Source organism: Saccharopolyspora sp. NPDC050642 (genome assembly GCF_040654735.1).
Taxonomy (GTDB): domain Bacteria; phylum Actinomycetota; class Actinomycetes; order Mycobacteriales; family Pseudonocardiaceae; genus Saccharopolyspora; species Saccharopolyspora elongata.
Window position 1 is genome coordinate 22,555 of sequence record NZ_JBFAIN010000051.1, and the last position, 21,179, is coordinate 43,733.

Annotated in this window: 16 protein-coding genes; 11 read left to right on the forward strand and 5 right to left on the reverse strand. The window is 71.8% G+C overall.

Annotation, left to right across the window (positions count from 1 at the left end):
- Positions 1 to 168 precede the first annotated feature (168 nt).
- The 3 genes from AB0H93_RS40050 to AB0H93_RS40060 are packed head-to-tail and all read left to right on the forward strand — an operon-like array spanning position 169 to position 2,512.
- Positions 169 to 1,344, forward strand: a complete 1,176-nt coding sequence (locus AB0H93_RS40050) for a thiolase family protein (protein WP_358581143.1) — start codon at positions 169 to 171, stop codon at positions 1,342 to 1,344.
- Between the two features lie 13 nt (positions 1,345 to 1,357).
- Entirely contained in the window at positions 1,358 to 1,729 is a 372-nt protein-coding gene (locus tag AB0H93_RS40055) for an OB-fold domain-containing protein (RefSeq protein ID WP_358581146.1), read from the forward strand.
- A gap of 9 nt (positions 1,730 to 1,738) precedes the next feature.
- Positions 1,739 to 2,512 carry a TIGR03084 family metal-binding protein gene (locus AB0H93_RS40060; RefSeq protein WP_358581149.1) on the forward strand — a complete coding sequence of 258 codons (774 nt, stop codon included), beginning with the start codon at positions 1,739 to 1,741 and terminating at the stop codon, positions 2,510 to 2,512.
- A 32-nt stretch (positions 2,513 to 2,544) separates the two neighbouring features.
- Here the strand turns inward: AB0H93_RS40060 and pucD are convergent, their stop codons facing one another.
- The gene (pucD, locus tag AB0H93_RS40065) at positions 2,545 to 4,896 is read right to left on the reverse strand and encodes a xanthine dehydrogenase subunit D (protein WP_358581152.1); all 2,352 of its coding nucleotides are present in this window, start codon (positions 4,894 to 4,896) and stop codon (positions 2,545 to 2,547) included.
- Positions 4,897 to 5,166: 270 nt separating this feature from the next.
- On the opposite strand from pucD, the gene AB0H93_RS40070 reads away from it, so the two are divergent.
- Positions 5,167 to 5,874 (forward strand): GntR family transcriptional regulator, encoded by a 708-nt coding sequence (locus AB0H93_RS40070; protein ID WP_358581154.1) that lies wholly within the window; start codon positions 5,167 to 5,169, stop codon positions 5,872 to 5,874.
- Between the two features lie 96 nt (positions 5,875 to 5,970).
- On the opposite strand, the gene AB0H93_RS40075 is transcribed toward AB0H93_RS40070, so the two are convergent.
- Entirely contained in the window at positions 5,971 to 6,966 is a 996-nt protein-coding gene (locus tag AB0H93_RS40075) for an amidohydrolase family protein (RefSeq protein WP_132488921.1), read from the reverse strand.
- 375 nt (positions 6,967 to 7,341) lie between these two features.
- Here AB0H93_RS40075 and AB0H93_RS40080 point away from each other — a divergent pair, with 375 nt between their 5' ends.
- The 6 genes from AB0H93_RS40080 to AB0H93_RS40105 all read left to right on the forward strand — a co-directional run bounded on the left by AB0H93_RS40080 (position 7,342) and on the right by AB0H93_RS40105 (position 14,389).
- On the forward strand, positions 7,342 to 8,736 hold the full coding sequence (locus AB0H93_RS40080) for an amidohydrolase family protein (protein WP_358581156.1): 1,395 nt from the start codon (positions 7,342 to 7,344) through the stop codon (positions 8,734 to 8,736).
- 107 nt (positions 8,737 to 8,843) lie between these two features.
- Positions 8,844 to 10,115, forward strand: coding sequence for a nucleobase:cation symporter-2 family protein (locus AB0H93_RS40085; RefSeq protein ID WP_358581204.1), 1,272 nt, complete (start codon positions 8,844 to 8,846; stop codon positions 10,113 to 10,115).
- 12 nt (positions 10,116 to 10,127) lie between these two features.
- The gene (locus AB0H93_RS40090) at positions 10,128 to 11,453 is read left to right on the forward strand and encodes a nucleobase:cation symporter-2 family protein (RefSeq protein ID WP_358581159.1); all 1,326 of its coding nucleotides are present in this window, start codon (positions 10,128 to 10,130) and stop codon (positions 11,451 to 11,453) included.
- Positions 11,446 to 12,021: a UbiX family flavin prenyltransferase gene (locus AB0H93_RS40095; protein ID WP_358581162.1), complete on the forward strand. Its 576-nt coding sequence runs from the start codon at positions 11,446 to 11,448 to the stop codon at positions 12,019 to 12,021. The genes AB0H93_RS40090 and AB0H93_RS40095 overlap by 8 nt, the downstream gene beginning before the upstream one ends.
- 11 nt (positions 12,022 to 12,032) lie before the next feature.
- Positions 12,033 to 13,409, forward strand: coding sequence for a UbiD family decarboxylase (locus AB0H93_RS40100; protein ID WP_358581165.1), 1,377 nt, complete (start codon positions 12,033 to 12,035; stop codon positions 13,407 to 13,409).
- On the forward strand, positions 13,406 to 14,389 hold the full coding sequence (locus AB0H93_RS40105) for a GTP-binding protein (protein WP_358581168.1): 984 nt from the start codon (positions 13,406 to 13,408) through the stop codon (positions 14,387 to 14,389). Before AB0H93_RS40100 ends, AB0H93_RS40105 begins: the two co-directional genes overlap by 4 nt.
- 54 nt (positions 14,390 to 14,443) lie before the next feature.
- Here the strand turns inward: AB0H93_RS40105 and AB0H93_RS40110 are convergent, their stop codons facing one another.
- Positions 14,444 to 15,532, reverse strand: a complete 1,089-nt coding sequence (locus AB0H93_RS40110; RefSeq protein ID WP_358581170.1) for an alpha/beta hydrolase-fold protein — start codon at positions 15,530 to 15,532, stop codon at positions 14,444 to 14,446.
- Between the two features lie 157 nt (positions 15,533 to 15,689).
- Here AB0H93_RS40110 and AB0H93_RS40115 point away from each other — a divergent pair, with 157 nt between their 5' ends.
- Entirely contained in the window at positions 15,690 to 16,817 is a 1,128-nt protein-coding gene (locus tag AB0H93_RS40115; RefSeq protein ID WP_358581173.1) for an alpha/beta hydrolase-fold protein, read from the forward strand.
- Here AB0H93_RS40115 and lysX read toward each other — a convergent pair.
- Entirely contained in the window at positions 16,789 to 20,088 is a 3,300-nt protein-coding gene (lysX, locus tag AB0H93_RS40120; RefSeq protein WP_358581176.1) for a bifunctional lysylphosphatidylglycerol synthetase/lysine--tRNA ligase LysX, read from the reverse strand. The genes AB0H93_RS40115 and lysX overlap by 29 nt on opposite strands.
- Before the next feature lie 188 nt (positions 20,089 to 20,276).
- Entirely contained in the window at positions 20,277 to 21,131 is an 855-nt protein-coding gene (locus AB0H93_RS40125; RefSeq protein ID WP_358581178.1) for a MauE/DoxX family redox-associated membrane protein, read from the reverse strand.
- Positions 21,132 to 21,179 lie beyond the last annotated feature (48 nt).

The window sequence follows — 21,179 nt, forward strand, 5'->3', positions numbered from 1 at the left end:
CCGGAGATCGTACGGTCGCGGCGCCGCGACCAGCACCGCCGAACGAGGCATCGCCGATCATCGGCTGCCGGTGCCTTGCGCGGCCGGGGCGGGGCGGGTCATCATGGCCGGGTGATTTTGGACCGAAGCGGTCCGAAATGATCCGGGCGCCGCGCAGAGGAGGCAGCGTTGACGGGCTCCGCAGGACGCCGGCCGGTGATCGCCGGCCTGGGCATGACCGAACTGGGCAAGGTCTACGGCCGCACCGCCGGGCAGTTCGCCGCCGACGCCGTCCGCCTCGCGGTCGCCGACGCCGGCCTCCAACTGTCCGATGTGGACGGAATCCTCGCCAACTCCGGGGTATCCGGCGGCGTCGACATCTGGACGCTGCAGCAGGAACTCCAGGTCCGCGACCTCCGGCTGCTGACCGAGATGCAGGCTTTCGGCTCGTCGGCCGGCTCGATGCTCGCCTATGCCTCGATGGCCGTGCAGGCCGGCATGGCCGACAACGTGGTGTGCGTGTTCGCCGACGCGCCCCGCCTGCCCGACAAGGGCAGCGCCGCGGCCTACACCGGGCGGCGCAAGGCCACCGGCTTCGAAGGCCTGCTCGGCGCCAGCGGGCTGACCAGCGTGAACGCCATGTACGCGCAGGCCGCCCGGCGGCACATGAACGCCTACGGCACCACCTCCGAGCAGCTCGGCGCGATCGCCGTGGCGCAGCGGGCGTGGGCCGCGCGGAACCCGCTGGCGCAGATGCGGGAACCGATCACGCTCGCCGACCACCAGGAATCGCGGATGATCGCCGATCCGCTGCGACTGCTGGACTGCTGCCTGGTCAGCAACGGCGGCATCGCGATCCTCGTGACCTCCGCCGACCGCGCCGCCGACCTGCGGCAACCGCCCGTGCACGTGCTCGGCTTCGCGCAGTCGCACCCGAACTACCCGGCCGCGCGCGGCAGCGAGTTCGGCCTGCGCAGCGGCGCGGCGCAGGCCGGCCCGGCGGCGCTGAAGATGGCCGGTGCGTCGATCGCCGACGTCGACGTCCTCGAACTGTACGACTGCTACACCTTCACCGTGCTGATCACGTTGGAGGACTACGGTTTCTGCGCCAAGGGCGAGGGTGGCGAGTTCGTCGCCTCCGGCGCGCTGGCGCCCGGCGGGACGTTGCCGGTCAACACCGGCGGCGGCCAGCTGTCCGCCTACTACATGTGGGGCATGACGCCGCTTTCCGAGGCGGTGATCCAGGCCCGCGGCCACGGCGGCGAGCGGCAGGCGCCGCGCAACGACGTGGTCATGGTCAGCGGCAACGGCGGCATCCTGGCGCACCACTCCACGACCGTGCTCAGCCCGAACGCCCCCAGCTGACCCGGGAGGACCCATGATCTCCGTTGCCCGCAACGAGGCGTCCGCCGAGTTCTTCGACGGCACCGCCCGCGGCGAACTGCTCATCCGGCGCTGCCCGCGGTGCTCGCCGCTCATCGCGCCGAACGTGCCGCAGTGCCCGGCCTGCGGCTCCACCGAACTCGCGTGGGTACCGGCGAACGGCCGGGCCACCTTGGTGACCTGGACCGTGGTCCCCGTCCCGGACGGCGGGCACGTCGTCGCCGGTATCGTCGAACTCGCCGAGGGCCCCTGGCTGCACGCGCGGATCCTCGGCGTCACGCCCGAGGACCTCGCCGAAGGCATCGCCCTCGAAGTCGGCTTCGAGCGGCACGCCGACGGCGAGACCGTGCCGGTGTTCCACGCCTGAAGGACGAGCATGCTCACCGAACTGCTGGCCGATCTGCGCGCCGAGAGCGCCGACCTGGATTCGCTCGTCGCGGACCTGGACGCGGCGGGTTGGGCGACGCCCACGCCCGCGCCGGGCTGGACCATCGCCCACCAGATCGCGCACCTGACCTGGACCGACGACCGGTCCAACCTGGCCATCGACGAGCCCGACGAGTTCGTCCGGCAGCGCCGGGAATCCGAGGACATCGGGGTCGAGGCCGGAGCCGCCGAAGGCGCCCGCGCCGAGCCCGGCGAGCTGCTCGCGCGCTGGCGCGCGGGCCGCGAGCGGCTGCAGGCCGCGCTGGCCGCGGCGCCGGCCGACGGCCGCCTGGTCTGGTACGGGCCGCCGATGAAGCCCGCGTCGATGGCGACCGCGCGGATCATGGAGACCTGGGCGCATGGCCAGGACGTGGCCGACGCCCTCGGCGTCGAGCGCGAACCCACCGCCCGGCTGCGCCACATCGCGCACCTGGGCGTGCGCACCTTCGGTTTTTCCTTCGCCGCCAACGAATTGCCCGTCCCGGACGTCCCGCTGCGCGTGGAGCTCCGCGCCCCGGACGGCGGGGAATGGGCCTGGGGACCGGAGAACGCCGCCGACCGGGTCAGCGGCCCGGCGCTGGACTTCTGCCTGCTGGTCACGCAGCGACGGCACCGCGACGACCTGGCGATCACCGCCGTCGGCGACGACGCGAGCAGGTGGCTGACGATCGCGCAGGCCTTCGCCGGCGCTCCCGGCCCCGGGCGGGCCCCGACCGGTTCGTGAGTGCTCGTTCCGGTAAGAACCGGAACCATCGCTCACGAGGGTTGGGCCGCCAGCGCGATGTCGTCCGGGCGCACCGGGACCCGGCCGAGGGCAAGACCGGTCGCATCGCGCAGGGCGTTGACGATCGCCGGGGTCGACGACAGGGTGGGCGGCTCGCCAACGCCGTTGAGGCCGTACGGCGAATCCGGGTGCGGGAACTCGAACACCGAGATCGGCATCGGCGGCACGTCCAGGATGGTCGGGATCAGGTAGTCGGTGAACGACGGGTTGCGCACCCTGCCCTGCTCGTCGAGCAGGATCTCCTCCATCAGCGCCAGGCCGAGGCCCTGCGCGCTGCCGCCCTCGATCTGCCCCTCGACCGACAGCGGGTTCATCGCCTTGCCGACGTCCTGCGCGGTGGCCAGCTCCACCACCTTGACCAGGCCGAGCTCGACGTCGACGTCCACCACGGCGCGGTGCGCGGCGAACGCGAAGGCGATGTGGGCATCGCCCTGGCCGGTCTCGGGGTCGATGGTCTCGGTCTTGCGGTGGTGGTACTCGAAGACCCGCTCCAGCACGTCGTCCCCGACGATGTCCGAAATGGACACCAGCGGCGAGCCGCCGGGATCGACCACGTGGTCGTCCAGCAGCGCCAGGGATTCCGCCGGCCTGCCGGTGCGTTCGGCCGCACGGCGCAACAGCTCTCGCGCGAGCTCGCGGCAGGCGCCCTGCACCGCGCCGCTGGACATCCACGTCAACCGGGACGCCGAGGCCGAGCCTGCGTCGCCGATCCTGGTGTCCGCGGGTAGCACCACCACCCGCGAGACGCCCAGCTCGGTGGCGGCGATCTGGGACTGCACCGTGGTGATGCCCTGCCCGCACTCTGCCGCCGCGGTGTGCACCGACACCGAGGGCCGGCCCGCGGTGACCGACACCGCCACCCGCGCCGTCGAGATGTCGTCCACGCCGCCGGAGTAGCCGATCGCCTTGACGCCGATCGCGTAGCCGACTCCCCTGCGGACGCCCTCGCCGCGGGTGGTGTTGGACAGCCCGCCCGGCAGCAGGTCCGCCCCGGCCGGCGGTAGCGGCCGGTTCCGCAGGTCCGCGAGCAGTTCGGCGACCGGTGCCGGGCCGTCCACCGCCTGTCCGGTCGGCAGCACGGTGCCGGTGGTCATCGCGTTGCGCAGCCGGAGTTCCAGCGGGTCCATGCCCAGCTCGCGGGCGAGCTTGTCCATGTTGGACTCGCAGCCGTAGGCGGACTGGACCGCGCCGAAGCCGCGCATCGCCCCGCAGGGCGGGTTGTTGCTGAACACCGCGAAGCCGTCGATCTCGGCGTGCGGGACCTCGTAGGCGCCGGTGACGAAGTAGCAGGCGTTGGCGATCACGACCGGCGACGTGGAGGTGTACGCGCCGCCGTCCATGACGAGCTTCGCCTTGACGTAGAGCAGCTTCCCGTCCCGCGTGGCACCGTGCTCGTAATGCATCTTCGCCGGATGGCGGTGCACGTGGCCGAAGAACGACTCCTCGCGGTTGTAGACCATCTTCACCGGCCTGCCCAGCCGCATCGCGAGCATGCAGGCGTGCACGTGCACGGACAGGTCCTCGCGGCCGCCGAACGCGCCACCGACCCCGGCCAGCGTGAGGCGGACCTTGTCGGCGGGCAGCCCCAGGCACGGCGCGATCTGCTCCAGGTCCTTGTGCAGCCACTGCGACGACACGTACAGCTCGACGCCGCCGTCCTCGGCGGGCAGCGCCAGGCCCGACTCCGGGCCGAGGAACGCCTGGTCCTGCATGCCGACCTCGTACTCGCCGGTCACCACCACGTCGGCCCGCTCGCGCGCGGCCGCGAGATCGCCGTGGCGGATCTTGACGTGCCGGACCAGGTTGCCGCCCGGGTGCACGTCGCGCGCGGTGCCGTCCAGCGCGCGCTCCGGGTCGGTCACCGGCTCCAGGAGCTCGTAGTCGACCTGCACCAGCTTCGCCGCCCGTCGCGCCGTCTCCGGATCGTCGGCGGCGATCAACGCGACCGGCTCGCCCTGGTAGCGGACCTCGTCGATGGCCAGCACCGGCTGGTCGGCCACCTTCATCCCGTAGGTCTTCGCGCCCGGCACGTCCTCGTGGGTGAGCACCGCGTGCACCCCGTCCAGCGCCAGGGCCTTCCGCGCGTCGATGGACCGGATGCGGGCCGAGGCGTGCGGGCTGCGCAGCGTCGTCGCCCACACCATGCCCGACACCCACAGGTCCGAGGAGTAGGCGAACTGGCCGGTCACCTTCAGCGCGCCGTCCGGCCGCGGCGTGCTCCGCCCGATCCCGGCGGCGCGTTCCGTCTCGGCACTGGGGTGCGGGGTTCGCACGTCGCCGGCCGCGGCCCGGGTGTCCGGTCGGTGCAGTGACTTGTCGCGCATGCCGCCTCCAGGGGCTCAGGTGACACCGGCATCGCACAGCTCGTGTGCCGCCACGGCATGTCGGGACTCGTACCCGGCCTTGTTCCGCAACGGTTTTCGGGCTCGCGCGGCCGAAAACCCTTGGCCGCACAGAGTGAACCCAGCCGATCGCACGCTGTCAAGAGCGGCCGTCCGGCCCGCCGCGCCGCGCCGACCGGGTGTCCGGGGCGAGCGAGCCGGATGATTGCATGTAATATCGAGCCGTCCCGCTTATCGAGTGAGGTTCCCGCGATGCCCCCGGCACCCCGTCTCGCGCCGCTGACCGGCGAAGGCCTGCTGGCCGACCGCACGTACGCCGCGCTGAAGAAAGCCATCCTGGACAACACGCTGCCGCCCGGCACCTCGCTGAGCGTGCCGGAGCTGGCCCGCCAGCTCGACGTCAGCCGCAGCCCGGTCCGCGAGGCCGTGCAGCGGCTGATCCACGACGGCCTGGCCACCCACGCCCCGCACCGGGGCGCCGAGGTCAGCCGGGTGGACATCGACGACCTGCGCCAGCTCTACGTGGTGCGCGAGCAGCTGGAGGGCCTCGCGGCGCGGCTGGCCACCGAGCACCTCGACGGCGACGGGCTGGCGCAGTTGCGCGGGATCCTCGCCGAGCACGAGGCGGCGCTGGCCGCCGACGCGGACAACGCCGCGCAGATCGAGCTGGACATGCGCTTCCACCGGGCGGTCCGGGAACTCGCCGAGAACCCGCACCTGCTGGCGGCGCTGGAACCGATCGCCGGCCGCTCGCACTTCGCGCTGCACTCGCTGTGGCGCGGCGCGGAAGCCCCCCGGCTCGCGCTGGACGAGCATCGGGCGGTGGTGGACGCGATGGCCAGCGGCGACCCGGAGATGGCCGAGGCCGCGGCGCGCCGCCACATCTCCCGGCTGCGGGTCCGCCTCGGCCAGGCCACGGCCCGCGACGCGGCCCCCCGCCGCCTCCGCCCAAGCTCCTAGCGACACCGCAGTTTCAATTGAAACCTCACCCCGGGAACCCCGGTGCCCGCAGTTTCAATTGAAACTGCGGGCAGCCCAGGGCCGGTGCGTCGTGGGTCAGCTGGCCGGGTCTAGTTCGCCCTCTTCGAGCCAGGAGTCCGGGGTGTAGCCCGCGTAGGCCTCGGCGTGGGAGTTCGTCGCCGACGCCTGCGTCACCTCTCCCCGCAGGTAGGCCTCGGCTTGCGCCTTGTCCTTCGGCGGCGGGGTCGGCTGAAGGCCGAGCAGCTTGGCCATGTTGTTGCCGAGGTAGCCCTCCAGGTCGTCCTCGGAGAGGTTCAGGCCCTGCGGCGGCTCGTGGCACAGCACCTCCAGCTCGCGCGCCCACATGCCGGGCTCGTTCGGCGGCGAGTCGGTGCCGTAGACCATCTTGGTCTTCTTCATCTCCTTGGCGAACTCCACGATCCGCGACTGCAGCAGCCAGCCGGACTCGCCGATGACGTTGTGCGAGTCCTGGATCATCCAGAACGCCTCGAAGCAGTACACGCCGCCGGTCTGGATGCCGAAGTGGCCGAGGATGAACGTGACGCCCGGGAACTCCCTGATGATCGGGTAGAACTGCGTCGGGATGGAGTACGGGCCGTCGCCGGTGTGGATCAGCACGATCACGCCGAGCCGGTCGCAGACCCGCATCACCGGCCGCAGCCAGTCCAGCGCCCGGTCCGGCCGGTAGGCGTGCATGTTGGCGTGCAGCTTGAGCATCCGGTAGCCGTGCTCCTTGATGTGGAACTCCAGCTCCTTGGCGCCGTTCTCCGGCCCGAACCGCGGGTTGTAGATGAAGTTGCCGATGAAACGGTCCGGATAGCGCTGCACCAGCTCGGTCACGTACGCCTGGTAGTCGCGGATGCCCTCGCGGCCGCCCCGGTTGCCCTCCCGCCAGGCGGTGTTGCCCGGCGGCGGCATGATGCAGCTGATGTCGACCCGGCGCGGCTTGCCGTTGATCCACATCGGACCGTCCATCATCTTCAGGGTCCGCTCGCCAGTGAACGGTTCACCGGTGTGCCGCCAGGCCTCGTCTACCAGGTTCGTCGGGTGCACGTGCGTGTCGATGATCAACGGATCTCTCCTGTAATGATCGGTCGCACCCCGGCCGCGATTCACCGCACCTACGGGTCGCCGCACTTCGACAGCGGCGCGTTCGAGTGCAACACCGGTGTGGCGCCGTGTCAACAAGTTGCATGTAATTTCCCCGAAACCCGAGTTTCGAGCACGTAAAGGTGCACTAGACCAACGAACGAGGTCGCCCGGAAGGGTTGACACGACACATGCACCTTGATTTACATGTTATCCGCGAACGGGCCTCCCGCCTGACGGCATCGCCGTTCGCTCCAGCGCCGGTGACCTCCCTGACCTCCTCGTCGTGGGCCAACCGTTCGGCGAATCCCTCCTCAGGATGGGGGCGGTCGCGCACCGCCCAGGAAGCGAGGCGGCATGCCTCCGACCAACGAGAAGCACTGCGACCTGCTGCTCACCGGGGCGACGGTGCTCACCGTCGACGACCACCGCACCATCCACCGCCCCGGCGCCGTCGCCGTGACCGGCAACCGGATCGCGGCGGTTGGTCCGCAGCCCGAAATGGCGTCCTGGCGGGCCGAAACGGTGCTCGACTGCACCGGTCAGGCCGTGCTGCCCGGCCTCGTCGACGGGCACAACCACCTTTACCAAGCGCTGGCAAGGGGTTTGGGCGAGGGCATGTCGATCGTGCCGTGGTTGTGCGACTTCATGTGGCCGTACTCCATCGCGGTCGACGGCGACGACGCGGTGGCCGCGGCCCGCCTCGCGGCGGCCGAAGCGCTGCGGCACGGCACGACGACGGTGGTGGACAACCACTACGCGCCCACCGACCTGCCGACCACCCTCGCCATCGCCGATGTCATCGAGCAGGCCGGGCTGCGCGGCGCGGTGGCGCGCGGAATCGTCGGTCCCCGCACCGAGATCGCCGCGCGGCGCGGCCAGCCCGAGGCCCTGTTCCGGTACTCCGCGGCCGACGAGATCGCCATCACCCGCGAGGCGATGCAGCACCGGCCGGCGGGATCGCGGGTCGAGATCTGGCCCGCGCCGCTCAACCTCACCTACGTCGACCAGGACCTGGTCCGGCGTAGCGTCGAACTAGCCGGCGAGCTCGGCACCAGCTGGCACGCGCACTGCTGCGAAGGCAGATCCGATCCGCAGAGCTACCTGGACGCCTACCAGGCGCGCCCGGTGCAGTGGCTGGCGAAGGCCGGGCTGCTCGACGAGCGCGCCACGCTGGCGCACGCGATCTGGCTCGACGAAGCCGAATTCGACGCGGTCGCCGCTGCCGGCGCGCGCATCGCGCACAACCCCACGTCCAACGCCTACCTGGCGTCCGGCACCCTGCCGCTGGCCGAGCTGCGGGCCCGCGGGGTCGCCGTCGCGCTGGGCACCGACGGGCCGAGCTGCGGGCACCGGCAAGACCTGTTCGAGGTGATGAAGCAGTCCATCTTCGCCCAGCGGCTGGCCACCCTCGACCCGGCCGCGATGCGCGCGCAGGACGCGCTGGACCTGGCGACCCGCGACGGCGCCCGCTACGCCGGGATCGACGCCGGGGCGCTCGAACCCGGCCGCCTGGCCGATCTGATCGTGGTCGATCTCGACCGGCCGCACCTGCAACCGCTGCACGACGTGGTGAGCTCGCTGGTCTACGCGGCCCGCGGCACCGACGTCGTGGCCACCGTCGTCGACGGCGAAATCGTCCAGCGGAACGGGCATTGCCTGCGCGTCGACGAGCAGTCCGCCGTCCGGCAGGCCCGGGAACGGGCCGAACGCCTGCTGCACCGCGCCGGGATGACCGGCCTGCTGCGCTGAGCCCACGAATCGCGCTGACGGAACACGGAGGAACCATGCGCTTCCGCCCCAGACCTCGCGCCACCGCCCCGCCCGATGCCGTCGACACCGTTCCGCCGCTGCGCCAGCTGCTGCCGCTGGGCCTGCAGCACGTGCTGGTCGCCTACTCCGGGATGGCCACCGTCCCGCTGCTGATCGGGCTCGGCATCGGCATGTCCACCGAGCAGATCGCCGTGCTGGTGTCGGCCAACGTGCTGGTCAGCGGCCTCGCCACGCTGCTGCAGGCGCTCGGCGTGTTCAACATCGGCGTGCGGCTGCCGATCGTGATGGGTTCGACGTTCACCGGGATCACCCCGGCGATCCTGGTCGGCAAGGACGGCGGGCTGCCCGCGGTGTTCGGCGCGACCATCGTCGCCGGGCTGCTGACCTGGGTGGTCGCGCCGTGGTTCAGCCGCCTGATGCGGTTCTTCCCGCCGATCGTGACCGGCACGATCATCGCGATCATCGGCTTCTCGCTGCTGCCCTCCACGTCGAAGCTGATCGCGGGCACCGACCCGGCCGCCGCCGACTTCGCCTCGGCGACGCGGCTGCTGATGGCCCTGGGCACGATCGCGCTGGTGGTGCTGGTGGAGGCGTTCGCGCCGGCGGCCGTGGCCCGGTTCGCGATCCTGATCGCCCTGGTCGCCGGCACGCTGGTGGCGCTGCCGCTGGGCCTGGCCGACTTCTCCGCGGTGGGCGAGGCGTCGTGGTTCGGCGCGGTGCAGCCGTTCGCGTTCGGACTGCCCGAGTTCACCATCGCGGCGATCCTGCCGATGATCATCATCCAGCTGGTCAACATGGTGGAGTCCACCGGGGACACCGTCGCCATCGGCCAGATCGCGGGCCGCGACATCGGCCACGACGAGCTGGCCCGCGCGCTGCGCGCCGACGGCGTGGGCACCGCGTTCGCCGGGGTCTTCAACTCCTTCACCATCGTCACCTTCGGCGAGAACGTCGGGCTGGTCAGCATGACCCGAGTGCTCAGCCGGTTCGTGGTCGCCACCGCGGGCGCGCTGCTGGTGCTGATCGGGCTGCTGCCGAAGCTCGGCGCCGCCGTCGCGTCGCTGCCCGGGCCGGTGCTCGGCGGCGTCGGGGTCGTCATGTTCGGCACCGTCGGCGCGATCGGGGTGAAGATCATGGCGCAGGCCGATCTCGGCCAGGCGCGCAACATCCTGATCGTCGCCGTCTCCTTCGGCTTCGGGCTGCTGCCGGTGGGCGCGCCCGAGTTCTACGCGAACCTGCCCGGCGTGCTGCAGCCGGTGCTCTCCAGCGGCATCGCGGCCGGTGGCATCGCCGCGTTCCTGCTCAACCTGGTGCTGAATCGGAACGCGCCGGCGGCCGCCACCGCCGGGCCGCGGTGAGGACGGTCGGACATGGTGCGCAACGAACCGGAGCAGTCCACATCGGACATGGGGGTCGACGACCGGCCGCCGTGGGGGCACACGATCCTGCTGGGCCTGCAGCACGTGCTGGTGATGTACGCCGGGGTGGTCGTGGTGCCGATGGTCATCGGCGCCGCGCTCGGCCTGAGCCAAGACGAGATCGCCACGCTCGTGTGCATCGACCTGGTGCTGGCCGGCATCGGCACCGTCCTGCAGTCGCTGGGCCTGTGGAAGTTCGGCATCCGGATGCCGCTGGTCGTCGGCGCCGCCTCCAACGGCATCGTTCCGATGATCCTGATCGGCCAGACCAAGGGGCTGCCGACGGTGTACGGGTCGCTGCTGGTGGCCGGGATCCTGTGGGTGCTGCTGGCGCCGTTCTTCGGCAGCCTGCTGCGGCTGTTCCCCGCCGTGGTCACCGGCACCGTCATCACGCTGATCGGCCTGACGCTGATCCCCGTCGGGCTGCGGCTGATCGCGGGCAAGGATCCCGACGCGCCCGGCTACGGCGCGCCGGGCAACCTCCTGCTCGCCGGGTTCACGGTGCTGCTGGTGGTGCTGTTCTCGCGGTTCCTGAAGGGCTTGCTGGGTCAGATCTCCCTGCTGCTGGCGCTGGTCGTCGCGGCGGCCGTCGGCTGGCTGTTCGGGGCCGGGAACCTGGCCGAGGTCGGTGCCGGGCCGGTGATCGGCGTGCCGCTGCCGTTCCACTACGGCCCGCTGCAGTTCGACATCCCGTCGATCCTGCTGTTCCTGATCGTCGTGCTGGTGCTGACCGTGGAGGCGTCCGGGCAGGGCCTGGCCGTCGGCCAGGTGGTCGGCCGCGAGGTCGGGCCCGCCGAGATCAGCCGGCTGCTGCGGGTGGACGGGCTGCTGACCGCGCTCAGCGGCATCTTCAGCGGCTTCGCCTACACCACCTTCGGCCAGAACATCGGCCTGATCGCCCTGACGAAGGTGCGCAGCCGGTACCCGGTCGCCGTGGGCGGCGTGATCCTGGTGCTGCTGGGCGTGATCCAGCCGATCGGCCGACTGGTCGCGGCGATCCCGCAGCCCGTGATCGGCGCCGTCGCCGTGGTCACCTTCGCCGCGCTGACCGTGTCCGGCATCGAACTCCTATCCAAAGTGGACTTCAAGCGGTCGGGGAACCTGATCATCGTGATGGTGTCGCTGGGCATCGGCCTGGTGCCCACCGGCGCGCCGGAGTTCTACCACCAGCTGCCGTTCGTCGCGCAGGTCTTCCTGCACAGCGGCGTGGCCACCGGAACGGTGCTCGCGGTGGTGCTCAACGCCCTGTTCCACCTCCGGGAAGGCAAGCATGCGTGACCGACTCGTCGTGGGCGTGACCGGCGCCAGCGCGCCGCAGCTGGCGATCCACCTGCTCACCAGCCTGCGGCAGCTCGGCGCGGTCGAGACGCACCTGGTCGTCTCGCGCGCCGCGCACCGCACCATCGAGCTGGAGACCGGGCTGCGGCCCGCCGATGTCGCCGCGCTGGCCGACGTGTGCCACCAGCGCGGCGACATCGCCGACAGCATCGCCTCCGGATCCTTCCCCACCATGGGCATGGTCGTGGTGCCGTGCTCGATGAAGACGCTGGCCGGCATCGCGCACGGCTACAGCGACGACCTGCTGACCCGCGCCGCCGACGTGTGCCTGAAGGAGCGCCGCCGGCTGGTGCTGGTCACCCGCGAGACGCCGCTGAGCCTGGTGCACCTGCGCAACATGGTCGCGGCGACCGAGGCGGGCGCGGTGGTGCTGCCGCCGATGCCGGCGTTCTACCACCGGCCCGGCTCCGTCGACGACCTCCTGGCGCACATCACCGGCAAGATCCTCGACCAGTTCGGCATCGACCACGACCTGTTCCCCCGCTGGCAAGGACCCGCCAACAGCTAGGAGCCCCTCCGGTGAACCTCTCCCCGCGCCAGGACGCGCACGCCTTCCTCGCGGACTACCGCCGCGAGCATCCCGACGACGTCCTCGTCATCGACGAGCCGGTTTCCGCCGAGGAGGGCGTCACCGGGCTGATCTACGAGCTCATCGCGCGCGGCCGCGACGAGATGCTGGTGTGCAACAAGGTCGACGGTGTGGAGACGCCGGTGGTGAGCAACGTCTTCGCCTCCCGGCGGCGGATCTCCCGCATCCTCGGCGTCGAGCCCGCCGGGCTGCACGAGGCGTACCAGTCGCGCGCCTCCCGGCCGCTGGCGCCGCGCGTCGTGGACTCCGGTCCGGTCACCGGGATCGCATCGTCCGATGTGGACCTCTCGGCGGTGCCGATGCTCCGGCACTTCGCCTCCGACCGCGCTCCCTACATCACCAGCGGCATCGTGATCGCCGAGGACCCGGACACCGGGGTGAGCAACATGAGCTACCACCGGTCGATGGTGCACTCCCCCACCGAGCTCGCCACCAGCCTGCACTCCCGCGGCGACCTGTGGCGACTGCTGGCCGAGTACGCCGCGCTCGGCAGGCCGATGCCGGTCGCGATGGTCATCGGCGGGCACCCGCTGTTCATGCTCGCCGCCTCGGCCCGCGTTCCGTCCGATGTGGACGAGCGCGCGGTGGCGGGCGGGCTGTTCGGCGAGCCGCTGGAGGTGGTGCGCACGCCGCGGCACGGCATCGGCGTCCCGGCGTGGGCGGACTTCGTGCTGGAAGGCACCATCGACCCGCAGCTGCACGCCGAAGAAGGCCCGTTCGGCGAGTTCTCCGGCTATTCCTCGCACCGCTCCACCAACAACGTGCTGCGCGTGGAGACCGTGCTGCGCCGCCGGGACGCGATGCTCATCGACGTCGAGGGCGGCAACACCGCCGATCACCTGAACCTGGCGCGCATCCCGCGCGAATCCGAACTCGCCGAGAAGCTCAAGGACCGCTTCCCCGACGTCACCGCCGTGCACTACCCGACCTCGGGCACGCACTTCCACTGCTACGTCGCCCTGCGCCCGTCGCGCCCCGGCCAGGCCCGGCAGGTGCTGCTCGGGCTGCTCGGCTGGGATCCGTACGTGAAGACGGCCGTCGCCGTGGACGCCGACGTGGACGTCACCTCCGACGCCGAGGTGCTCTGGGCCCTGGCCACGCACTTCCAACCGCACCGCGACGTGTTCGTGGTGGACGGACTTCCGGGATCGCCGCTGGATCCCTCCTCGGACCCCAGCGGCACCACCTCCCGGATGGGGCTGGACGCGACCCGCGGCCCCGACTTCGCCGGCGACCGCATCGTGGTCTCCGAATCCGCCCGCACCAACGCCCGCCGACTGCTGGGCACCACAGGAGGAGCGCAATGAGCAAGATTCCCGTGACCGTGCTGACCGGCTTCCTCGGCGCCGGGAAGACGACCCTGGTCAACCACATCCTCACCGCCGACCACGGGCACCGCATCGCGGTCATCGAGAACGAGTTCGGCGAGATCCCGATCGACGACGCGCTGGTGCTGCGCTCCGACGAGCAGTTCTTCGAGCTCAGCAACGGGTGCTGCATCTGCTGCACGGCCCGCACCGATCTCGTCGAGACGCTGCGGAAGCTGGTGGAGCGCAAGGAGAAGATCGACCGGGTGCTGATCGAGACGACCGGCCTGGCCGACCCGAACCCGGTGGCGCAGACCTTCTACGTCGACGACGAGATCAGCGAGCACTTCGCGCTGGACGCGATCGTGACGCTGGTCGACGCCAAGCACATCGACCGGCACCTCGACGAGGCCGGGCCCGACGGCGTCGGTCACCAGGCGGTCGACCAGATCGCGTTCGCCGACCGGCTGGTGCTCAACAAGGTCGACCTGGTCGACGAGGCCGGCGTGGCGGCGCTGCGGGAGCGGCTGCGCGGCATCAACGCGACCGCCGAGATCATCACGTCCAGCTATTCGCGGGTCGACCTCGACGACATCCTCGGCGTCGGCGCGTTCAACCGCATCGTCCACCCGGCCTGGCTGGACGAGCAGGAGCACTTCCACGACCCGGCCGTGACCTCGGTCGGCGTGGAGCTGGCGGAGGACTTCGACGAGGCCGCGCTGCGCGCCTGGCTGTCCGAGCTGACGGCCGAGCACGGCGACGACCTGTACCGGCTCAAGGGCGTCGTCGCGGTCCGCGGCGACGCGCGGCGCCACGTCCTGCAGGGCATCCACCGGATCTTCGAGCTCCGCCCGGCCGACCCCTGGGGCCGGGACGCGCGGGGCAGCAAGGTCGTGTTCATCGGCCGCAACCTCGATCGCGAGCTGCTCACCGAGGGGCTTCGGGCCTGCACGGGCGTTCCGGCCGCCCAGGTCCCGTGAGTACTTCGTGCTGTTGTAGCGGCAAAAAGTACGCACGGGATCTCTAGCGGCGGATCAGCCCGGGCTCAGGCGGCCGGATATCCAGGGCAGGGCGTCGGCCAAGGCCGTGCGCCAGACGTCGAAGGTGTGCTCGCCGCCGGGAATCACCACCAGTTCGGTGTCGATCCCGGCCAGGCGGGACAGCTCGACGAGCCGGAGCACGGCCGCTCGCGGCTCCGGGTCGTCGTCGCCGACCGCGAAGAAGCCGTGCAGCCCGGGGAACCTGCCGTGGGCCAGCAGCCAGGACGGCTCGTGGGCGTCGAACTCCCGCTGCGAGCCGCCGAACAGCGCGGCCGCGGTGCCTGCGAGATCGTTGGTGTCGCCGTCGCGCGGGCCGAGCAGCCCGCCGAAGTCCGCGAACGTCCCGAACAGCCCGGGATGGCGCAACGCCAGCATGATCGCGCAGCTGCCGCCTTCGCTGAGCCCGGCCACCGCCCAGTCCGGCCCGGGATCCCGGGCGAGGAACCGGTTGCGCACGAAGCGGGGCACATCGGTGGTCAGGTAGGTCTCGGCGTTGCCGCGGACGCCGTCGACGCATTCGGTGTCGTCGAAGGCGCCGCCGTTGACGTCCGGGATCACCACGATCGGCGCCGCGCCGCCGTGCTGGGCCGCCCAGCGGTCGGCGGTCTGCTGCGCCTCGCCGCCGTCCAGCCAGTCCGCCGGGCTGCCGGGAGTGCCGTGCAGCAGGCACTTCACCGGCAGCCTCGGCCGGGGCCGGGCGAACCACGCGGGCGGCAGGTACACGTTCGCCGGGCGCGCCTGGAATCCCGAGTCGCGCCCGGGGATGTCGATGGTGACCACCATGCCGGACTCCGGCGGCGTCGCCTGGGCGTTGAGCATCGCCAGCGAGCCCGTGCTCTCACCGGCCACGCCGAGCGCCTGGGAGAGCGTCAGGTAGTACCCGAAGTACGCGTTCACCCCGATCAGGGCGTTCACCGCGAACAACGCCACCACGAGCGGGATGAGCACGGCGCGCATCGCCCGTTCGCGGAACCGCCACACCAGCAGCACGAGCAACAGCAGCGCCGTGGCGAGCAGCAGCGCGCGCAGGGGCCACCAGTCGACGAGTGAGAGATCCGCGCAGAAATCGGCGATCCACCGCATTCCCGGCAACCTCCCAGAAAACCGACACCGACCGAAGTGGACGCTCGCCAGCGTACCGGGATTTTCCCGGCACGAAACGCAAAAACCGGACCATAGTGCCGAAAACACCGATCAGAACTGCGGTTTCGCCCGTTGGGCAATAATCGAACCCGTGCGAGTGGCATTGACGAGTGGCATAGGCCCGGGACCGCAGCTGCCCGCTTCGGTCACCGAACAGGCGGGCGGGCGCAGCCCGCTGGAATCCGTGGTGCTGGTGGTGGCGCTCGCGCTGCTGACCGTCGCCGCGATCGTGGTCGTCAAGCGGTGGCGAATGCGCCGGATCGCCCTGATCGTCCCGGTTCTGCTCGCGGTGCTGACGTGCGCGGCGGGCGTCAACAGCTACGTCGGCTACGTGCGGTCGTTCGACGACTTCGGGCGGTTGCTGATGCTCGCCAGCGGAGGCAACGGCGACGCCGAACCGGCCGCGCCGGCGGAGCCGGACCCGGTGCCGGGCGGCGTGCGGGTCGCCGACGTCTCGCTGCCCGATCCCGGGCTCGGCGTCCCGACCGGCCGGACCAGGGTGCTGCTGCCACCGGGTTACGACGACCCGGCGCACTCCGGCGAGCGGTATCCGGTGGTGTACCTGGTGCACGGCTATCCCAGCGGCGGCCCGGACGACTGGCTCGGCCCTGGTGGCGCGGTGCAGACCCTGCAGGCGCTGGCGGACGCGCGCGCCGCGCGGCCGATGATCGTCGTGGCGGTCGACGCCACCGCGGGCACCGGCACCGACTGGGAATGCCTGAACGTGCCGGGCGGCCCGCAGCTGGAGTCCTACCTGACGACGACCGTGCCGCGGGAGATCGACGCCCGGTTCCGCACCCTGCCCGACCGGGGCGACCGGGCGATCGGCGGCATGAGCGGCGGCGCGTTCTGCGCGCTGAACCTGGGGCTGCGCAACCAGAACACCTACTCGGTGATCCTCGCGACCGAACCCTACGACGATCCCGGCACGGCGCTGCTCGACGGCCATCCCGACCTGCTGCGGGCGAACACGCCGCGCGAGTACCTGCCGACGCTGCCGGTGGCGCGGCCGCTCGCGGTGATGCTGCACGCCGGCGTCGTCGCGCACTCCGACGTCGACCTCGCCAACCGGCTCGGCGAGCAGCTCGCCGCGCGCGGCGCGACGGTCGCGGTGCGCGCCGAACCGGGCGAATGGCACACCTGGCGCACGGCCCGCATCGGCCTGCCCTACCTGCTGGCCTTCGCCGCCGAGAACTTCACCGCCGGCCAGCGAAGTCCGTCCTGACCAGCGGGAAGGCCAGGGTTTCCCGGATCGAGCCGCCGGTGAGCAGCATGATCAGCCGGTCCACGCCCAGCCCCAGGCCACCGGTGGGCGGCATCGCGTACTCGAGGGCCGCGAGGAAGTCCTCGTCGAGCTCCATCGCCTCCGGGTCGCCGCCCGCGGCGTGCAGCGACTGCTCGGTGAGCCGGCGGCGCTGCTCGATCGGGTCGACCAGCTCGGAGTAGCCGGTGCCGAGTTCGGTGCCGAACGCGACCAGGTCCCAGCGCTCCGCCAGCCGCGGATCGTCCCGGTGCGGCCGGGTCAGCGGCGACACGTCGGCCGGGAAGTCGGTGTAGAACGTGGGTTCGGCGGTGCGCGACTCCACCAGCCGCTCGTACATCTCCAGCAGCACCGCGCCGCGCTCCCAGTGCTCCTCGTACGGCACCGACGCCGCATCGCATAGCTCCTGCAGGCGCGGCAGCCCGGTGTCGGCGGTGATCTCCTCGCCGAGCGCCGCCGAGACCGCGTCGTTGACCGGCACGACCGGCCAGTCGCCGTCGAGGCCGAACTCGCCGTCCGGGCCGATCGCCGTGGGCTCCCCGCGCGCGGCGTTGGCGGCGGCGAGCACCAGGTCGCGGCACAGCTCGCGCATCGTCGTGTAGTCGCCGAAGGCCTGGTACGCCTCCAGCATCGTGAACTCGGGGTTGTGCTTGTGCGACACGCCTTCGTTGCGGAAGTTGCGGCCGATCTCGAACAGCCGCTCCACGCCGCCCACGCACAGCCGCTTCAGGTACAGCTCGGGCGCGATCCGCAGGTACAGGCGCATGTCGTAGGCGTTGCTGTGGGTGGTGAACGGCCGCGCGTTGGCGCCGCCGTGCACCGGCTGCAGCATCGGGGTCTCGACTTCGAGGAAATCCGATCGCACCAGCGTTTCCCGCAACGCGTGCACGGCGGCGCCACGGGCGCGCAGGGCGTCGCGGGCGCCGGGGCGCATGATCAGGTCCACGTGGCGCTGCCGGACCCGGGCCTCGGGGTCGACCAGGCCGCGGTGCTTGTCCGGCAACGGGTGCAGGCACTTCGCCGCCAGCCGCCAGTCGGCCGCCAGCACCGACACCTCGCCGCGCCGCGAGGCGACGACCTCGCCGGTCACCGACACCTGGTCGCCGATGTCCACCTGCTGCCGCCACGCCTGCTGCAGCTCGGCCCCGGAGTCCTTGGTGGTGAGCATGACCTGCAGGTCGCCGGAGAAGTCCCGCAGCGTCGCGAAGCACACGCCGCCGTGGTCGCGCAGCAGCACCACCCGCCCGGCCACCGAGACCTGCTCGCCGGTCCTGGCGTCCGGCAGGAGGTCCCGGTGGCGGGTGGCGACGGCCCGGCAGCGCTCGGTGCGCGGCACCGAGACCGGGTACGGCTCGACGCCGGCGGCGCGCAGGGCGTCCAGCTTGTCCCGCCGGACCTGCTGCTGTTGCGATCCGATGCGCTGCGGCTCCCCGCTTTCCGCTTCCAGAAACGGAACTTCCACCATCTCGTCCGATGTGGACTTCCGCCGCGGCGCGGGCAGGAAGCCCTCCGCGATCGCCGAGGCGATGCCGACCCGCGCCAGATCGCGCCGTTCGGCGAACGCCACGTAGCGCGGGAACCAGTGCGGCCGGTACTTGACGTTCGACCGGTACAGCGACTCCAGCTGCCACCACCGGGAGAAGAACAGCAGCAGGCCCCGCCAGGCCCGCAGCACCGGCCCGGCGCCGATGCGCGCGCCCTCCTCGAAGGCGGCGCGGAACATCGCGAAGTTCAGCGAGATCCGCTCCACCCCGAGCCGCGGCGCGGCCTGCGCCAGCGAGCTGACCATGAACTCGACGACGCCGTTGTCCGCGTCTCGGTCGCGGCGCATGAGGTCCAGCGACAGCCCGTTGCGGCCCCACGGCACCAGCGACAGCAGCGCCACGGGTTCGCCGCGGTCGCTCACCGCTTCGACCAGCACGCAGTCGCCGTCCTGCGGGTCGCCGAGCCGCCCCAGCGCCATCGAGAAGCCGCGTTCGCTCTCGGTGTCGCGCCAGTCCTCGGCCAGCCGCGCGATCTCGGTCATCTCCGCCGCGGGCACCTCCCGGTGCCGCCGGATGCGCGCCGTGTGCCCGGCCCGCTGGACCCGGCTCACCGCCTGCCGCACCGGGCGCATGTCCCGGCCGTCCAGGCCGAACTCCGCGACGTGCACCACCGCCTCGTCGCCGAGCTGCAGCACCTTCATCCCGGCGCGGGCGTACGCCGTGGCGCCGGGTTCGCTGACGCCCATCACCGCCGGCGTCCAGGTGTACTCCCGGCACATCGCCAGCCACTTCTCGATCGCCGGCCGCCAGGCCTCCGCGTCGCCCAGCGGGTCGCCGCTGGCCAGGCAGACCCCCGCGACGACCCGGTAGGTGACCGCGGCCTTGCCGCTGTCGGAGAACAGCACCGCCTTGTCGCGGCGGGTGGCGAAGTAGCCCAGCGAATCGCGTTCGCCATGCTCGGCGAGCAGCTGCCGGACCTGCCGCTCCTCCTCGGGGCGCAGGGCGGCGGCCAGCCGCTGCGCGCGAAGCAGCAGGAACAGCGCGGTGAACAGGGCTGCCGTGCCGAACAGGCCGAGGACGAAGTTGACCCAGCCGGGCGCGTGCCCGAAGCCGGTGACGTCGAAGTCGACCGCGCCGCCCAGCACCCGCTCGACGGTCCACGTCAGCCGCGCCTGCGCGCCCCGCAGCGAACCCGGGAACAGCGACACCAGGACGTATCCGAGGCCCACGAACGCGGCGATGAGCAGCACGAACACCAGGGCCGCCTGGTAGCCGCTGCCGCGTTTGGCGCGGCCGTAGAACTCTCCGCGCGAAAGCCACAGCGGCACGAACGCCAGCGCCGAGACGACGATGTTGGTGCTGAAGATCCACACGTGGTCGATCGGCACGTGGTAGCGGGCGCCCAGCTCGTCCATCCACAGCGCCTCGATGTGGTCGCCCAGCACCACGAGCACCACGATGTCGCCGATCACCTGCAGGGCCAGGATGCCGATCAGGATCCACAGCGCGAGCCGCTTGCGGCGCTTCAGCGCGGCCGCCAGCACCGCCAGGAACGCGCCGTACGCGATGTTCGGCGGCGCCGGGAACAGCACGTTGTCGACGAACCTGCGCACCGGTTGCACGTTCCCGAAAAGCGCCAGGCCGACCGCCGAGCTCACGCACAGCACCGCCACCACGAGCACTGCGCCGGCGGTGATGCTCGGCATCTTGCCGCGCCACCGGCGCCGCGCGGTCTCCTCCTGCTGGACCACCGTGTTCCTCCCCGGCCGTGGATCGGCATCGCGGCCCGTCGGGGCCCGCTCGCCGACACCAATCTACGACCGGCGGGGCACCGCGCGCCGCCGCCCCGACCGCACGTCGGTGGAATTTCGGTGATCTTGCTACCCATTTCGGCGATGTCCGCCCACAGAGGACCAAACGGCCGATTCGGATCCGCCGGTCAATTCCCGGCTTCGGCGAGCAGGCTCGCCAGCTGCTCCGGCCGGTTCGCGCCGCCCTGCGAGAGCACCACGCCCGACCCGGTGGTGACGACGGCGTACGGCGGGCCCGGAACGTTGTTGGCGTCGAACACGTCCGGCCCGGTCACCAGCGGCAGCGAGATGCCCTGCCGGTCCAGGTAGTCCCGGACCTCATCCGGCGCACCGTTGCTCAGCAGCACCACGGGCAACTTCCGCGCCGCGGCGCCGAATTCCGGCAGCATCAGCCGGCAATGCCCGCACAGCGGGGAGATGTAGGCGAAGAGGACGCGGTCGCCGCCATCGGCGAACGCGGCGACATCGGCGCCGATCTCCAGCACGGCACCCCGCGCCGGGCCGTGCGGCGGGACCTTCAGCAATCCGGACAACCCGAACACCGCGGCCACCAGCACCGCACCCACCAGCACGTGCGCCGGCCCGACCGGAGCGTCACCCGCGAGGCAGGCGAGCACGGCCAGCACGAACAGCAGTGCGGTCCGGGTGACCGAGCCCGCGCCGATCGTTTCCGCCGCCTGGAAGCAGCCGCAGTCCACCCGCATCCCGCGCCGCAGCACGCTGATCATGCCGATCAGGAAAGCCGCGAACAGCCCGGCGGCCAGCACCGCGCCCCACACCCGCAGCGGCGGGACGACCAGCAGAACCGCGCTCAGCAGCTCGGCCGCGATCACGACGGGCGCCAGCACCGGGGCCAGCCGGTCCGGGAAGATCCGGTACCCGGCGATGGACCGGGCGAACCCGCCGACGCTGCGCAACTTGCTGATCGCGGCGAACGCCAGCACGCCGCACACCGCGAGCGCCGCCGACCCGAACCAGTGCATCCAGCCACCTCTTTTCTTCGAAGCGGCGCAGCCGCTTGGCCCACCTAC